The following is a 15,568-nucleotide window of genomic DNA, read 5'->3' on the forward strand; positions in this document are numbered from 1 at the left end:
GCGGGCGGCGAACCGGTTCAGGCCCGCGCGGCGGCGTCCGCCGGCTCCGGCTCGTCGGTCCACTCCGAGGCCAGCAGCCCGAGTACCACCTCGTCCTCGAACGCCCCGCACACCCAGGCGGCCCGGCGTAGCGTGCCCTCGACCACGAACCCCGCCCCCGTGGCGGCCTTGAGCATCGGCAGGTTGCCGGCGAGCGTGTCGACCTGGAGCCGGTGCAGCCCGCGCACCGTGAACCCGTAGCGGCAGAGCAGCCGCACGATGTCGCCGGCCAGGCCGCGCCCGCGGAACCCCGGTCGCAGCGCCAGTCCGAGGTGGGCGTGCCGCTGGTGCGCGTCGATGCCCCACAGCAGCGCCTCCCCGGCCAGCTCGCCGGAGGACCGTTCCACCACCGAGAAGCAGGCGGCCTTGTCGTCGCCCGCGTCCACGACGAACGGGGACTGCGGGGAGTCGGGTGCGAGGGGGCGCCACGGACGGGTATCGGCCGCGCAGCGGGTGGCGATGTCGTCGTGCAGCTCGGTGTGGAGCACCGGGACGTCGCTGTCGTGACGGGCCCGGAGCACGATGCGGGAGGTGTATAGCATGTGACATTGCTAGCAGCGGCGGGCCCGCGCCCGCAATCGGATTTCCGCCCGCCACCGGCGGGAATGACCGTGCCGCGGTCGGCGGTTGGCACCGACGTGACCGCCGCGCCCGCCCTCCGCCTCTCCGTACTGGACCGCTCCCGCACCCGCCGGGGGGAGGAGCCCGCCCAGGCACTGCGGGACACCGTCGCGTTCGCGGTGGAGGCCGAACGGCTCGGCTACCACCGGTTCTGGGTCTCCGAGCACCACGGCGTGCCGGGGGTGGCCGGCTCGGCGCCGACGGTGCTGGCCGCCGCCGTGGCCGCCGCGACCTCCCGGATCCGGGTGGGCACCGGCGGGGTGATGCTGCCCAATCACCAGCCCCTGGTCGTCGCCGAGCAGTTCGGCGTCCTCGCGGCGCTGTTCCCGGGCCGGATCGACATGGGCCTGGGCCGTTCGGTGGGCTTCACGGACGGCGTGCGCCGGGCCCTCGGACGGGAGAAGGACGCCGCGGACCGCTTCCCCGGGCAACTCGCCGAACTGCTCTCCTGGTTCGATCCCGCCGCGCGCGGCCCCGGGGGCGTGCACGCCCGCCCGGCCGAGGGCCTGGACGTGCCCGCGTTCGTGCTGGCCACCGGCGCGGGAGCGGACGTGGCGGCCGAGGCGGGGCTCCCGCTGGTGATCGCGGCGGCGCGCGGTGAGGAGGCGATGCGGGCGGCGATCGACCGCTACCGGGCACGCTTCCGCCCCTCCGCCCGGGCGGAGCGGCCCTATGTGGTCGTCTCCGGGACGGTCGCCGTCGCGCCGACCGAGGAGCGGGCCCGCGCGCTGCTCGTGCCGGAGGCCTGGTCGACCGCCCACAGCCGCACCCACGGGGAGTTCTCCCCGCTCGAACCCGTCGAGGAGGTCCTGGCCCGGCCGATGACCCCGCGTGAGCGCACCGCGTTCGAACAGTCCCTCGCCGGCCACCTCGCGGGCACCCCCGAACGGGCCGTGGCCGACCTCGCGGCGCTCATGAAGCGCACCGGCGCCGACGAGTTCCTGCTGACCACCAGCACCTACGACCGGACGGACCTGCTGACCTCCTACCGCCTGCTCGCCGAGGCCGCCGGTCTGGTCTGAGGCGGGCCCGTCACCCCTCGGCGGCCGGTCGCCCTTCGGCGGCCCGTCACCCCTCGGCGGCCCGGTGCGCCTGCGCCCGGTGCGCGGCGACCCGGACCCGGGTGGCACAGCGCGGCGTGCAGTAGCGCTGCGGCGTGCGGCGGCCGGTGTCCACGAAGAACCGCTCACAGCCGGGCGCCGCGCACCGTCCCCAGGCGCACCGTCCGCGTTCGCTCAGCCAGAGGCCGAGGGCGAGGGCGGCCGTCGACAGCAGCCAGTGGGTGAGGCCGGCGGCCGGCGGCGCCTCGGTGTGCAGCGACCAGGGCCGGCCGGGCAGCCGCACCAGCCGGGGCCGGACGGGGTGGCGGTCGAGCAGCGCGTTGATCTGCTCGGCGGCGTCGTCCGGGTCACCGGTGCCCAGCAGGCGCACGAGCGGGGCGGCGGCCTCCCGGAGTTCGCGGGCGTCGGCTTCGGTCAGCCGGAACGGCGGCCCCTGGTGGCGTTCCAGCAGCGCCTGGAGTTCGGCGGCGCCCACCTCGGGGTCCTGCCGCACGGTGTTGGCGAGTTCGGCGATGAAGAGCAGCCCGCGCGGATTGCCGCCCTGGAGGTCGTCGGTCATGCGTCTTCCCCTTCCGGTGATGTCGACGCCCCCATGGTAACGTCGAAATCAAAGTTGAGCGTTACGACCCGAGGGGGCACCATGCGGTCATGGCCGATGAAGACGTCCGTCCTGGTGGTGGGAGGAGGCCCGGTCGGCCTGACGCTCTCGCTGCTGCTCTCCGAGTACGGCGTGCGCCACCTGCTGGTCGAGGCCCACCCCGGGACCTCCCGCCACCCCAAGGCCCGTGGTGTCTCGGCGCGCTCCGCCGAGATCCTCCGGCGCCTGGGGCTCGAAGCGGACCTCCGGCGGGCCGGACTGCCGCCCTCGCACGTCCACTTCTACCGGGGCCGCGACCTCGTCGACCCGGACTTCGTCCGCACCGGCGTCGCGGCCGACCCCCGGCCGGGCGCCGAGCGCACGCCCTCCCCGGGGCTGATCTGCTCGCAGGACGCCCTGGAGGCCGTGCTGCTGCGACACGCCCGGGACCGCGAGCCCGCGGACATCCGGTTCCACACCCGGCTGCTCTCCTTCACCCAGGACGAGGACGGCGTGCGCGCCGAACTGGAGGACCGTGACACCGGCGAACGGCACACCGTGCACGCCGACCGGCTGGTCGGCTGCGACGGCGCGGCGAGCACCGTGCGCACCGGCGCCGGCATCGCCATGGAGGGCCCGACCGGCCTCGGACACTTCCTCAGCATCCGCTTCGAGGCCCCGCTCGGCGAGGTCGTGGCCGACCGGGCCAGCGCCTCCTACTTCCTCACCGCCCCGGGCCGCGGCGGCTTCCTGGCGGTCGACAACGACCGGCACTGGGTCTACCAGCACCCCTACGACCCCTCGCACGACGACCCCGACGCGCTCACCGCCGACCACCGGGCACTCGTCCGGCTGGTCCGCGACGCCGCCGGACTGCCCGCACTCGACGTCACCGTCCGCGACACCATGACCTGGCGGATGGACGCCCGCCTCGCGGCCGGCTACCGCCGCTCCCGGGTGCTGCTCGCGGGCGACGCGGCCCACACGGTGCCGCCGACCGGCGGCCACGGCATGAACACCGGCATCGGCGACGCCGACAACCTCGCCTGGAAGCTCGCCGCCGTCCTCGACGGCCGCGCCGGCGAGCGGCTGCTGGACAGCTACGAGGACGAACGCCGCCCCCTCGCCCGCCAGGTCATCGACCTCTCACTGGCCAACTCCCGGGCCCGCGCCGGCTACCGGATCGACGACGAACTGCTGCTCACCGCCGTCTACCGCTCGACCGCCGTCCTCACCGAGCCCGGCACCCCGGCCCCGCCGCCCCTCGACCCGGCCTGCGAGCACCGGGCCGCCGCCCCCGGCGGCCGCCTCCCGCACCTGGCCCTCCCCGGGTCCTCCGGCGCGGCCTCCACCCTGGACCTCGTCGGCCCCGGCTTCACCCTCCTCACCCCGAACCCCGCCTGGCACCGCCAGAGCGCCACCGCCACCGCGGCGGGCCTCCCCGTCACCGCGCACCCCCTCCCGGTCGACGAGCCCCGGTGGACGCGGCTGTCCGGCCTCCCCGCCACCGGAGCCCTCCTCGTCCGCCCCGACGGCCACCTCGCCTGGCACGCCGCCCACCCGCCCGCCGAGGACACCGGCCTGCTCGGCGTGCTGCGCCGGCTCCTGTCGGCGGAGGACACCGCCGCGCCGCCCCGGCGGTGAAGCCGGGGCGGGGGCGGGGCTCAGGCGAGCAGGTCGGACTGGAGCGTCACCACCTGCCGGAACGCGGCGGCGCGGACGCCGGCGGGGTTGGTCATGGTGACGACGCCCACGAGGTCGCCGGCGGCCAGGTACGCCAGCCGGTAGGCCGGTTCGGCGCCGGGCCTGGCGGACGGGGTCTCGCGGACCGCGATGTCGACGGTGTCCGGCGTACCCCAGGCCGGGGGTGTGACCAGCTTGAGGCCGTCGATGTCCTTCGGCTCGACGTGGTCACGGAATGCGGAGAACACGGGCCGGGCCTCCTGGTGGGAACCGAAGGCGAGCAGCTGGATCCGGGTCCGGGTGCCGTCGGAGGCGGTCCACTCGCGAACGGTGGCGGCCCGGCAGGCGTTCATGAGCAGGAGCGCGCGCATCCTCGCGGGCTCCTTGTGGTCGGCGGCCACGCCCTGGCAGTCGACCCAGTCGGCGCCGGTGCTCGCCGTCGGCGCCGGGGCGAGCGAGCCGCCGGCCTCCAGCGGTGCGGGGAGAAGCAGCCGCCGCACGTCCGCCGAATGCCGGCGGTTGTCCTCCTTCGGGACGGCCTTGCCGGAGGGCAGCGGCGGCAGGACAAGAGCGGGGAAGGTGTAGCGCCCGTCGTGCTTGGTGGCCAGACCCGGCAGGTCGGTGCGGTCCGGCACGGTGACGGCGAGCGCACTCCCCGTCCCGGCCAGCGCGCACACCACGGCGGCGGCGCCCCACCGCAGCACGGCCTTGCGACGCCGGGTCCGGTGGGCGGCCTGATCCTCGGTGGTCGGTGCTCCGGGCTCGGCGACCGGGACGTCCGGCACGGCGGGGGTGTCGCTGCTGTCGGTCATGCGGAGGCTCCCGGGCGGGCGAGGCGGTCGAGCTGCTGGGTCAGGAGGTTGACGATCTTGTCCTTGGGTAGGGGAGCCACGCCCTCGACGGTCAGCACCACCAGGAGGTCGCCCTCGGCGGCCGAGCACTCCATGCGGTCGATCGGCGCCGACGGCGGCGCGGGCATCAGGTAGCAATGCGCCTCGGGGTGACCGGGGACGGCCGGGCCGAGGCGGAAGAGCCCGGTGTCGCCCGCGAACACGGCCCGGTACTCGTTCATCTTCTGCACCTCCTGCTGGTTGAACTGGTGCAGCCGGATCCCGAGAACGACGGTCTGGTTCCGATAGGTGCGCACACCGGTGGCCTTGACGTGCAGGTCCTCCCAGAACCGGCGGAGCTTGTCCTGCTGTTCCTCGGGGACGCCGACGAGCTCGTCGGCGAACTCGGTGGACAGCTGGTCGGTCGTCACCTCGGCGTCGTTGCCGTAGATGCCGTCGTCCGGTCCGGGCGCGTAGCCGTCGGGCATCGGCAGCAGCAGGTCGCGCAGCGAGCCGAAGTGGTTGCCGTTCGACTTCGCGCCGAAGGGCGTGGCGGTGGGGGTCGGCGCGGGCTTCGCGACCGCCCCGGCGGTGGTGGCGGCGACGGGGGTGGCGGTGTCGTCGTACCGCACCTCGATGATGCCGACCCCGATGCCCACACCGACCAGGGCGGCCGCCACGGTCGCACCGCCGACGCGCAGGAGGCGGCGGGAGGTGCCGCGCGCGGGCTCCGCCGGGACGGTTCCGGTGTTGTCGCTCATACCAGCCGCTCCCACTGCTGCTTGCCGAGGTCCTTCACGACCTCGGCATCCACCGGCTTCGTCCCGTAGACCTCGATCTCCATCTGCACCGTGCCGCGCTGTGCGACCGCGAGACCGTAGTAGTGCCGTCCGGTGCCCTTGGCCGACTGCGAAGGTGAGTTGTCGACCTGGTAGCCGCCGTTGGCCTCGGGACTGAACGGCATGAGGCCGGACCACTTCACAGCGGCGGAGTTGGCGTTGTCGGCCCCGTACTGAGTCAGGGAGACGTAGACCGCGAGATCGCCCTGCAGCCAGCCGACCTGTGCCGCGCGCCGGAACCCGCTGTTGTTCAGCCTGTTGAACGCGCTGACCGACCCGGTGCTCTGCTCGGCGAGCTCGCCGACGGTGATCCAGCTCGGCTTCTCCGGGAAGTCGTCCACCGGCTTGCTGCCGCTCGGTGCGGTGATCAGCAGCTTCCGCAGGTCCCCGTCGATGGCGAGCGGCGAGGGCGCGGATGCGGCGGCGACGGCCGTGGCCAGCACCTCGGACGGGTACGTCGGCAGCGCCACCTGGACCGGCGGCAGGGGCGTCGGGGGCCGGCCGGCCTGGATGGCGTAGCCGATGCCGCCGCCGGCGGCGGTTCCGAGCACCAGCCCGGAGACCAGCAGCAGCACCGGGCGCGGCCGGCGCGGGCGCCGGGCGGGCGCCGGAGCGGCGTCAAGGCCGGCGGGGTCGGCGAGTGGGGGCGGCGGGGGTGGGGCCGACGGCGGCCCGTCGACGGGCGACGGCACCACGGGTTCGGTGGTCACGCGGGAACTCCAAAGGAAAGGGGGGAACGAGGAGGGGTCCGGGTGCGCGCTCAGCGGCCGGTGGTCAGCCAGTCGCGCTGACGCTTCATCAGCTCGCTGAGCAGGGCCTTGTCCGGGGTGCCCTTCACCTCGACGTCGACCGTGTACTGCACATCGCCCTGGGTGGAGATGCCGGTCATCGAGCCGGTGTGGGCCTCCTGCTTGGGCTTGTCGATGTACCCGCGGGCGCCGGGGTCGCCGGTGACCTCGATCGAGGGGAGGTCCCTGGTGTCGTTCTTGGCGAAGAACTCCGCCTGCGCGGCGCTGGTGAAGCGCAGCAGGGTGACGGTGACCTCGGCCTTGCCGTCCGCCGTGCGGTAGGCCCGGGTGGCGGCGTCCTTGTAGCCGAGTTCGTGGAGGATGGCCATGATGTCCGTGCCGTCGTCGGACTCCTCGGCCATCTCCTCGTCGGTCAACGGCATGCCGTCGGCCGGGCCGTAGGATTCGCCGCCCGCGGGGATCGGGAGCAGGAAGTACCGCAGGTCGCCGTCGTGCCGGCCACCGCTGACGGTGCCCTGGACGGTGCTCTTCGGAGCCGGCGCGGGCGTGGGCGGTGGGGTGCTCGGCGCGGCGGTGGCGGACGCCGAGGGTGAGGCGGTCGGGCTCGCCGCCGCCGGTGCGGCCGTCGCGGCGGCCACGGCCGGTCGGCTCTCCGGCTTGCCGACGGCCACCGTCACGGCGGCGCTGGTCGCGGTGACGGCGAGCAGGCCCGCGGTGGCCAGCGCCACGGCGACGGCGCGCGGCAGCTTCCGCCGCGCGGCCGCCGGAGCCGCCGGGGCCGGAGTGCCGGGAGCGGGTTCAGGTGCGGTCGCGGGCTCGGTGGTGGGTTCGGTGCCGGGGCCGGACCCGGCGGGCGGCACGTGATCGTGCGCGGACAAGGGATTCCCCCTGGGAAAGGTCAGTATGTGTACGCACGGGCCTCTCGCGGGCACTCACGGCGGCTCTGACGGCCGCCTGTCGCGCGTCTGGCTGGAATTATGAGAGTGCGCCGGTCCCGTCGCCAACAAGATCAATCACCGCACTCCCTCCCAAGATCCGACCAATGGGACACGCCGTGATCGAACCGAAATCGATCGGCTCCAGCACCCGCGGCACCCGCGTGACCGTATTGGCCGGATCAGCGCAGTTCATCCGGAAAAATACCCCCACCGGTATAGTGGAAGCGAGGGGGAAGCCCCCGGACGTGAGGAGTCCTGTGATGTGCCGACGTACGACGTGCCGGAGCTGCGGCAAGGCCACCTATGCGGGGTGCGGCATGCACGTCGACCAGGTGCTGGCCGGGGTCCCCAAGGCCGGCCGCTGCGGCTGCGACCGCGACGCGCGGAAGGGCGGCGGCCTCCTCGCGAGGCTCTTCGGCCGCCGCTGAACCCGCGGGAAGCGCCGATCGGGCCGTGCCGGAGATCCCGGCACGGCCCGATCCGTGTGCGCGGACGACCCGATCCGGGTGCGCCGACGAGGAACGGCGGCCCGGACCTCAGTCGGTGAGCGCGGCCAGCGCCGCACGCAGCCGGGTGGCCGCCTCGTCGGCCACGGCCTCCAGCGCCGGCTGCCCGCTGATCCGGACCATCAGCTGCGGGTCGATCGCCTCGACGACCGTGCGTCCGCCGTCCGCGCGGACCACGACGTTGCACGGCAGCAGCAGTCCGATGTGCCGGTCGGCCTGGAGGGCGCGGTGGGCGAGCGGCGGGTTGCAGGCGCCGAGGATCAGATAGTCCTCGATCTCCTCGCCGATCTTGGCGCGCAGGGTCGCGCGGACGTCGATCTCGGTGAGGATGCCGAATCCCTGCTCGGCGAGCGCGGCGCGGACCTTTTCGACGGCCTCGGCGAAGGGCAGGTCGAGGGTGACGGGGATGCCGTAGTCCATGGGGTGCTCCGTTCCTGGTGAGGGGGTGGTGGCCGGGCGCCGGCGAGACGGCGCGTCGCTGTCCGGGACCACGTGCCGGCGTATGCCCCCGCCCACGATCCTGGACCCGGTCCGGTCGAAGGCGCGGGAGGCGGCACCCGGCCGCGCCGTGCCCGTTCCCGGGCGGCTCAGGCGGCGGCGTCCCAGGCGGCGTCCCAGGCGGCGTAGCCGCCCAGCAGGTCGGAGACCTCGCCGAGGCCGCGCCGGCGCAGCAGGCTGGCGGCGATCGAGGAGCGGTGGCCGCCGGCGCAGTGGACGACCAGCGCCCGGTCCTGCGGGATCTCCTCGATGCGGCCGGGCAGCTCGTTCAGCGGGATGTGCACCGAGCCCTCGACGGCGCCCTCCGCGCGCTCGCCGCAGGTGCGGACGTCGAGCACCAGCGGGGGCCGCTCGGCGGCCAGGGCGGTGCGCAGCTGGTCGACGGTGAGGCGGGCGGCGGGGGTGAGGTCCTCGGCGAACGCGGGCAGCGCGGTGCCGGGCTCGGCCAGGTGGCCCACGGTGCGGTCGAAGCCGATGCGGGCGAGGCGGGTGACGATCTCGCCCTCGCGGCCGTCCGGTGCGACGACCAGCAGCGCGGAGTCCGGGCCGAGCACGGCGCCGGCCTGCTCGGCGAAGCGGCCGTCGGCGGGGACGTTGACCGACCCGCGCAGGTGTCCGGCGGCGAACTCCTGCGGGCTGCGGGCGTCGACCACCACCGCGCCGTCGCGCCGGTGGGCGGCGAACTCCTCGGCGGTCAGCGGACGGTGGGCGAGCGCGGCGTCGAACAGGCCGCGGTCCTGCCGGTTGAGGGCGGCGTCGTGGCCGAAGTACCCGGGCGCGGCGGACTGTCCGGCCGTGACGATGGCGACGAAGTCCTCCTCGCTCATGGGCGCACAGGCGTAGTTGGTGGCGCGCTGTGCGCCGATGGTGGACTGGCGCTCGGTGGAGAGGTTCTTGCCGCAGGACGAGCCGGCGCCGTGGGCGGGGAAGACCCGGACCTCGTCGGGCAGGGCCATCAGCCTGTGCTGGACGCTGTGGTGGAGCATCCGGCCGAGCTCCTCGGCCGTGGTGCCCGCCGAGGCCAGCAGGTCGGGGCGGCCGACGTCGCCGATGAACAGCGCGTCGCCGGTCAGCACGCCGTAGGGGACGGTGTCCGCGGAGTGCTCGTACACCAGGACGCTGATCGACTCGGGGGTGTGCCCGGGGGTCTCCATGATCTGCAGGGCGACCTCGCCCAGTTCGATCCGCTCGCCGTCGGCGAGCCCCCGGATCGGGTACTCGGTGACCGCCCGGTTCCCGTAGCCGATCCAGGCGCCCGTGCGGGCCGCCAGCTCCAGGTGGCCGGCCAGGAAGTCGGCGTGGAAGTGCGTGTTGATGACGGCCTCGACGGTGAACCCGTGCGCCTCGGCGTCGGCGACGTACTCGTCGACGTCCCGGCGCGGGTCGATCACCACGGCGCGGCCGGTGGTCTCGTCGGCGACCAGGTAGGAGGCCTGGGAGAGGCAGTCGAGGTAGTACTGGGCGAAGAACACGTGGATCGCTCCTGCATCCGATTCCAAAATACCCAGTGGGGTATCCGTTACGTCTTCCACCATACCCCCGGGGGTAAATTTCGGCGAAGGGTGACGCCCGGCACACCTCCGGGCCCGCCGGGCGGTGGGGCGGAAGTGAGGGGACAAGGCGCCTGATGCGTACGGGAGTTCGGTGTGGGCCCGGCTATTGTCAGGAAACTTTACTTTCTACTACGCTCCCCTCGCCGGTGGGCGCGTGCGTGGTGCGCACCGGTGCCCAGCTCTCACCGTTTCCCAAGGTCGGGGAGTCCAAGGATGCGTCCGGATGTCTCGGTAAGGCCTGTCCATGTCGGTGTGTTCGCCGCCGTGCTGGTATTGCTCGGCGGTCTGGTGCTCGGGTGGTCCGGGCAGGCGGGAGCGGCGGCCGATCCGCTGCTCTCGCGCGGGAAGGCCGCGACGGCCTCCTCCACGGAGGGCTCGTCGTACGCGGCCGGCAAGGCCTTCGACGGCAGCGCCACCACGCGGTGGGCGAGCGCCGAGGGCACGGACCCGCAGTGGCTGCGGGTGGACCTCGGGGCGGGCGCCACCGTCTCGCGGATCAAGCTCAGCTGGGAGGCCGCGTACGCGAAGGCGTACCGGCTGGAGGTGTCGGCGGACGGGGTGACCTGGACGGCGGTCGCGGAGGAGAAGGCCGGCAACGGCGGCACCGACGACTGGACGGGCCTGTCCGGCAAGGGCCGCCACGTCCGGATGTACGGGACGGCGCGCGGCACCTCGTACGGCTACTCGCTGTTCGAGCTGGAGGTGTACGGCGTCCTGGACAGCACGCCGTCGCCGACCGGGCCCACGCCGACCGGGCCCACGCCGACCGGGCCCACCCCCACCGGACCGGCGGGCGGGGCGTTCACCGTGGTCGCGGCCGGCGACATCGCCGCGCAGTGCACCGCCTCGGACAGCGGCTGCGCCCACCCGAAGACCGCGGCACTGGCCCAGCGGATCAACCCGCGGTTCTACCTGACGATGGGTGACAACCAGTACGACGACGCCAGGCTGGCGGACTTCAAGAACTACTACGACAAGAGCTGGGGCGCGTTCAAGGCGAAGACCCACCCGGTGCCGGGCAACCACGAGACCTACGACCCGGCCGGTTCGCTGGCCGGCTACAAGTCGTACTTCGGCAGCATCGCCTACCCGCAGGGTAAGAGCTGGTACAGCTTCGACGAGGGCAACTGGCACTTCGTCGCGCTGGACTCCAACGCCTTCGACCAGAGCGCCCAGATCGACTGGCTGAAGGCCGACCTGGCGGCCAACTCCAGGAAGTGCGTCGCCGCCTACTGGCACCACCCGCTGTACTCCTCGGGCGGGCACGGCAACGACCCGGTCTCCCGGCCGGTGTGGCGGATCCTCTACGACGCCCGGGCCGACCTGGTGCTGAACGGCCACGACCACCACTACGAGCGGTTCGCCCCGCAGGACCCGGACGGCAGGGCCACCGCGGACGGCATCGTCGAGATCGTCGGCGGCATGGGCGGCGCCGAGCCCTACCCGATCGAGCAGGTCCAGCCCAACAGCCAGAAGCGGATCAGCGGCGACTACGGCGTGCTGAAGCTGGACTTCACCGACTCCGGGTACGGCTGGAGCTACGTCGGCACGGACGGCCAGGCCAAGGACACCGGCCCGACCTACAACTGCCACTGATGATGTACCTGGCCACCACCGGCCGCCGTCCGGACGCGCCGCCCCGCCCCGCCGGGGTGGGGCGGCGCGTCCCCGGCACGGTCGTCGCGCTCGGGGCGGTCAGCCTGGTCACCGACGTCTCCTCGGAGATGGTCACCGCCGTGCTGCCGCTCTACCTGGTGCTGGGCCTCGGCCTGTCACCCCTCCAATTCGGCTTCCTCGACGGACTGTTCAACGGCGCCACCGCGCTGGTCCGGCTGCTCGGCGGCCGGCTCGCCGACCGGGGCGGCGGCCGCCACCGGACGGTCGCCGGGGCGGGCTACCTGCTGTCGGCGCTCTCCCGGCTCGGGCTGCTGCTGGCCGGCGGCGCGGCCGGCGGGATCGCCGCCGCACTGGCCGCCGACCGGCTCGGCAAGGGCGTGCGGACCGCCCCGCGGGACGCGATGATCACGCTCAGCGCACCGCCGGAGGCGCTCGGCCGGGCCTTCGGCGTGCACCGGGCGATGGACACCACGGGGGCGCTGCTCGGGCCGCTGGTCGCGTTCGCGGTGCTCTGGGCGACGGCGGACGCCTACGACGCGGTTTTCGTGGTCAGCTTCGCCACCGGCCTGCTCGGCGTGCTGGTCCTGGTGCTCTTCGTCCCGGCCGGCCCGCCCGCGCCGGCGCCCGTGTCCGCGTCCGCACCGGTGCGGGCCGCCGCCGCGCCGAAGCCGGTGCGGACGAAGCACCGGGTCCTGCGCGACCCGGTGTTCCGGCGGGTGACCGCCGCCGCCGCGCTGCTGGGCGCCGCCACCATCGGCGACTCCTTCCTCTACCTGCTCCTCCAGCGCGGCCTCGACCTGTCGCCCGTCCTCTTCCCGCTGCTGCCGCTCGGCGCGGCCGCCTGCTACCTGCTGCTGGCCGTCCCGGCCGGCCGGCTCGCCGACCGCGCCGGCCGGCGCACCCCGTTCCTGCTCGGGCACGGCGCGCTGCTCGCCGCCTACCTCACCCTGCTGGCACCGCTCGGATGGCCTTCCGCCGTCCTCGTCCTCGTCCTGCTCGGCGTCTTCTACGCCGCCACCGACGGCGTGCTGATGGCACTGGCCGGACCGGTGCTGCCGGCCGACGGCCGGGCGGGCGGGCTCGCGGTGCTGCAGACCGGGCAGGCGCTGGCCCGGCTGGTCGGGGCGGCCGGGTTCGGGGTCGCCTGGACGTGGTGGGGACCGCGCCCCGCCCTGCTGGCCGCCGCCCTCGCGCTGGCCGCCGCCCTCGCCGCCGCCTGGCGGATCCTGCCGGGAAGGAGTGACGCATGAACCCGCTGAACCCGCGCGCGACGGTGAAGGCCCGCACGACCGTGCTGGTCCTCGCCCTCCTCGTCCTGCTGGGCGGCTCGCTCGGCTACGTCCTGCACGCCCGCGAGCGCGGCGGCGGGCGACAACTCGTCGCGGCGGAGGCCTCGTTCACCCTGAACGAGGCCGGCCTCTACTACCGCGACGGCGCCACCGGACGGGTCGCCCGCACCCCGGGCGCCCCGGACGGGCCGTCCTGCGAGCGGTTCTACGCGGCGGGGGAGCGGGCGCTGTGCCTGCGGGCGCTGCCCGGCACCCCGGCCCGCACCCAGGCGGTGGTCTACGACCGGGCGTTCACCGAACTGCGGACGGTCACCGTGCCCGGCATCCCGAACCGGGCCCGGGTCTCGCCCTCCGGACAGGTGCTCTCCTGGACCACCTTCGCGGCCGGGGACTCCTACGCGAAGAGCGGCTTCTCCACCCGCACCTCGATCCTGGACCTGCGCACCGGCTACCTGGTCAAGTCGATCGAGGAGATCCCGCTGACCCTCGGCGGCGCCCGGTACCACGCCGCCGACGTCAACTACTGGGGAGTCAACTTCGCCGCCGACGAGAACCGCTTCTACGCCACCGTCGCCACCGGCGGCCGCACCCACCTGGTCGAGGGCGACCTCAAGGCGTGGTCGGCGCGCACCCTGCGGGAGAACGTCGAGTGCCCCTCGCTCTCCCCGGACGGCACCCGGGTCGCCTTCAAGAAGAAGGTGTCGGACGACCCGGCCGCCCCCTGGCGGCTGTACGTGCTGGACCTGGCCGACCTGCGCGAGCACCCCACGGCCGAGTCGCACAGCGTCGACGACCAGGCCGCCTGGCTGGACGACGCCACCCTCGCCTACGCCCTCCCGGCCAGGGAGGGCAAGGGCGGCGACATCTGGACGGTCCCCGCGGACGGCACCGGCGCACCGCGGCTACTGGTGCCCGGCGGCTCCTCCCCGGTCACCGTGCCGGCGCCGTCCCGCTGATGAGCCGCCGGTCGCTGCGGCGGGGCGCAGCGGGTGGCGCGGTTGGGCCGTCCACCATGCGCGCGCCCCTGCGGGCAGTCCGCCACAGGCCGGTACGGCCACCACGGGGGATCTCAATGTGCCATCGTTCTGTCACGGAAAGTCACGAAGGGCCGGAAGGGCGGGCGACCGCTCCTGGTCCTCGTCGCCGGCGCGGCGGACGTCGGCTCCTCGCACACGATCGAAAACAGCAACCGGTTCACGCTGCGCCTGCCCACCGCCGAGGTCTCGGCCCGGATCACCCTTCCCGATCACGAGGAGGCGGGAATCAAGGGGGCAGCGCCCGCAGCGGAATTCGGCGGAGACGGGACGACCTCTTACTACTTCCAGGAGGAGACTCGGCTCCTGCCCGGTGACACCGCCGAGGCGAAGTTCACCCTCGACCGCCCGGTCGCCCTGGAGCGGCCCCTGCACTTCGCCGTCCTCGCCGACGGCCGCACCATCGGCTCCGGGCGGGTCGTGAACACCCTCGCCTGAGGGTCCGGCGGCGGTGCCGGCGCATCAGCGGGAGTACCCACGATCACGGCCGGGGTGCGGCGGGCACCGGACGGCGCAGCAGCAGCCGCTGGACGGACTCCAGGGGGCCGGTCGGGAAGCGGTGCAGCCAGAGGCGGGCGCCGAGTACCAGGATCAGGGAGACCGCCGCCCACAGGCCCATCACCCACCACGGCCCGCTGTCCCGCAGGCGCTCGGCGAGGCCGAGACCGATCCCGTAGCAGGCCAGCATGCAGAGCAGGTTCTGTCCGACGTAGCAGGACAGCGCGGTGCGGCCGACGGCGGTGAGGCTCCTGGTGAGCGGCGGGCGGGCGACCCGGTCCAGGATCACGCCGACGAGGCCCACGTAGCCCAGGGCGAGGGCGGGTGCGGCCACGTAGCGCTGGATCAGGAAGCCGTCCGCTCCGGCCAGCGAGGAGGCCAGGGAGAGCGGGAGGCCGGTGCCCAGGCCCCAGGCGAGCAGCCGGCTGCGCAGGCGCCGGCCCTCCTCGCCCGGGGCGAAGGCGCCGGCCCGGAACAGCCGGACGCCGAGGAGGAAGAGGGCCATCAGCAGGGCGAAGCTGAGTACCGGCTCGATCCGCAGGGCGAGGGTGTTGGCCAGCCGGAAGGCGATCTGGTCGAGGTAGCTCCCGTGGGCGTAGAGGTCCACCGCGGCGGCATCGGGGCCCTCCCCGGTCGCCGACACCTCGTCTCCCAGTGCCAGGAGGAGGCTCAGGGCGGTCATCAGGACCAGGTGGAAAGCCACGGCCGCCCGGAGGACGGTCCGCTGCACCCGGTCGGAGGCGACGAGCAGGCGTGAGACCAGCAGCGAGCAGAGGGCGTAGGCCATCAGGACGTCCCAGGCGAACACCAGCACGAAGTGCACGGTGCCCTCGGCCAGCAGGAACCAGGCACGGGGCCGGTAGCTCCTCGGCCAGGGCAGCCCGCGGCGTCGGGCGGAGTCGTACTGGATCGCCAGGCCGACACCGAACAGGACCGTGAGCATGGCGAGGAACTTGCCGTCGGCGGCGAGGCGGAAGAGCGTCTCCGCGGCCAGCGCGGGGGAAGGGGCGTCCAGCAGATGGTTCAGGGTGGCGCCGGAGGTCGCCCCGGTCAGCGCGCCCCATTCGCCGGCGGGCGCGGCGAAGATCCAGACGTTGGTCATCAGCGTGCCCAGGATCGCCACGCCTCTCAGGACGTCGGGCAGGGGGAGCCGGTCCGGGTGGGCCGTGGCGGACGGACGGGCCGGTATGCGGTCGGACACCTGGGCCACCTCTCTGCGGATTCCGTCCTCATCGT

The 15,568-nt window shown here is 74.3% G+C and carries 16 protein-coding genes; 7 read left to right on the forward strand and 9 right to left on the reverse strand.

Features of this window, described 5'->3' with window-relative positions; translation table 11 throughout:
- Positions 1–17 precede the first annotated feature (17 nt).
- A complete protein-coding gene (locus ACFZBX_RS04035; protein WP_391531376.1) occupies positions 18–581 on the reverse strand; it encodes a GNAT family N-acetyltransferase in 564 nt (187 codons plus the stop codon).
- 96 nt (positions 582–677) lie between these two features.
- Between ACFZBX_RS04035 and ACFZBX_RS04040 the strand changes: the two genes are divergently transcribed.
- Complete coding sequence (locus tag ACFZBX_RS04040; protein ID WP_391531377.1) at positions 678–1,682, forward strand: LLM class flavin-dependent oxidoreductase; 1,005 nt, start codon at positions 678–680, stop codon at positions 1,680–1,682.
- A gap of 46 nt (positions 1,683–1,728) precedes the next feature.
- Here ACFZBX_RS04040 and ACFZBX_RS04045 read toward each other — a convergent pair whose 3' ends face one another.
- A complete protein-coding gene (locus tag ACFZBX_RS04045) occupies positions 1,729–2,280 on the reverse strand; it encodes a CGNR zinc finger domain-containing protein (RefSeq protein WP_391531378.1) in 552 nt (183 codons plus the stop codon).
- A 96-nt stretch (positions 2,281–2,376) separates the two neighbouring features.
- Between ACFZBX_RS04045 and ACFZBX_RS04050 the strand changes: the two genes are divergently transcribed.
- A complete protein-coding gene (locus ACFZBX_RS04050; protein ID WP_391531379.1) occupies positions 2,377–3,942 on the forward strand; it encodes an FAD-dependent monooxygenase in 1,566 nt (521 codons plus the stop codon).
- 20 nt (positions 3,943–3,962) lie between these two features.
- Here the strand turns inward: ACFZBX_RS04050 and ACFZBX_RS04055 are convergent, their stop codons facing one another.
- The 4 genes from ACFZBX_RS04055 to ACFZBX_RS04070 are packed head-to-tail and all read right to left on the reverse strand — an operon-like array spanning position 3,963 to position 7,277.
- Entirely contained in the window at positions 3,963–4,793 is an 831-nt protein-coding gene (locus ACFZBX_RS04055) for a hypothetical protein (RefSeq protein ID WP_391531380.1), read from the reverse strand.
- Positions 4,790–5,572, reverse strand: a complete 783-nt coding sequence (locus ACFZBX_RS04060) for a hypothetical protein (RefSeq protein WP_391531381.1) — start codon at positions 5,570–5,572, stop codon at positions 4,790–4,792. Before ACFZBX_RS04060 ends, ACFZBX_RS04055 begins: the two co-directional genes overlap by 4 nt.
- Positions 5,569–6,360, reverse strand: coding sequence for a hypothetical protein (locus ACFZBX_RS04065; protein ID WP_391531382.1), 792 nt, complete (start codon positions 6,358–6,360; stop codon positions 5,569–5,571). Before ACFZBX_RS04065 ends, ACFZBX_RS04060 begins: the two co-directional genes overlap by 4 nt.
- Positions 6,361–6,410: 50 nt before the next feature.
- On the reverse strand, positions 6,411–7,277 hold the full coding sequence (locus ACFZBX_RS04070; RefSeq protein WP_391531383.1) for a hypothetical protein: 867 nt from the start codon (positions 7,275–7,277) through the stop codon (positions 6,411–6,413).
- A gap of 320 nt (positions 7,278–7,597) precedes the next feature.
- Here ACFZBX_RS04070 and ACFZBX_RS04075 point away from each other — a divergent pair, with 320 nt between their 5' ends.
- Positions 7,598–7,765: a hypothetical protein gene (locus tag ACFZBX_RS04075; RefSeq protein ID WP_391531384.1), complete on the forward strand. Its 168-nt coding sequence runs from the start codon at positions 7,598–7,600 to the stop codon at positions 7,763–7,765.
- A 108-nt stretch (positions 7,766–7,873) separates the two neighbouring features.
- On the opposite strand, the gene ACFZBX_RS04080 is transcribed toward ACFZBX_RS04075, so the two are convergent.
- Positions 7,874–8,263 (reverse strand): DUF302 domain-containing protein, encoded by a 390-nt coding sequence (locus ACFZBX_RS04080; protein WP_391531385.1) that lies wholly within the window; start codon positions 8,261–8,263, stop codon positions 7,874–7,876.
- A 167-nt stretch (positions 8,264–8,430) separates the two neighbouring features.
- A complete protein-coding gene (locus tag ACFZBX_RS04085; protein WP_391531386.1) occupies positions 8,431–9,813 on the reverse strand; it encodes a rhodanese-like domain-containing protein in 1,383 nt (460 codons plus the stop codon).
- Between the two features lie 333 nt (positions 9,814–10,146).
- Here ACFZBX_RS04085 and ACFZBX_RS04090 point away from each other — a divergent pair, with 333 nt between their 5' ends.
- The 4 genes from ACFZBX_RS04090 to ACFZBX_RS04105 are packed head-to-tail and all read left to right on the forward strand — an operon-like array spanning position 10,147 to position 14,272.
- Positions 10,147–11,490 (forward strand): discoidin domain-containing protein, encoded by a 1,344-nt coding sequence (locus tag ACFZBX_RS04090; protein ID WP_391531387.1) that lies wholly within the window; start codon positions 10,147–10,149, stop codon positions 11,488–11,490.
- Positions 11,491–11,492: 2 nt separating this feature from the next.
- On the forward strand, positions 11,493–12,761 hold the full coding sequence (locus ACFZBX_RS04095) for an MFS transporter (protein WP_391531456.1): 1,269 nt from the start codon (positions 11,493–11,495) through the stop codon (positions 12,759–12,761).
- Complete coding sequence (locus tag ACFZBX_RS04100; protein ID WP_391531388.1) at positions 12,758–13,756, forward strand: hypothetical protein; 999 nt, start codon at positions 12,758–12,760, stop codon at positions 13,754–13,756. The genes ACFZBX_RS04095 and ACFZBX_RS04100 overlap by 4 nt, the downstream gene beginning before the upstream one ends.
- A gap of 33 nt (positions 13,757–13,789) precedes the next feature.
- Complete coding sequence (locus tag ACFZBX_RS04105) at positions 13,790–14,272, forward strand: hypothetical protein (protein ID WP_391531389.1); 483 nt, start codon at positions 13,790–13,792, stop codon at positions 14,270–14,272.
- A gap of 43 nt (positions 14,273–14,315) precedes the next feature.
- Here the strand turns inward: ACFZBX_RS04105 and ACFZBX_RS04110 are convergent, their stop codons facing one another.
- Positions 14,316–15,542 carry a DUF418 domain-containing protein gene (locus ACFZBX_RS04110; protein ID WP_391531390.1) on the reverse strand — a complete coding sequence of 409 codons (1,227 nt, stop codon included), beginning with the start codon at positions 15,540–15,542 and terminating at the stop codon, positions 14,316–14,318.
- Positions 15,543–15,568: the final 26 nt, after the last annotated feature.

This window comes from Kitasatospora sp. NPDC008115 (assembly GCF_042957205.1).
Taxonomy (GTDB): domain Bacteria; phylum Actinomycetota; class Actinomycetes; order Streptomycetales; family Streptomycetaceae; genus Kitasatospora.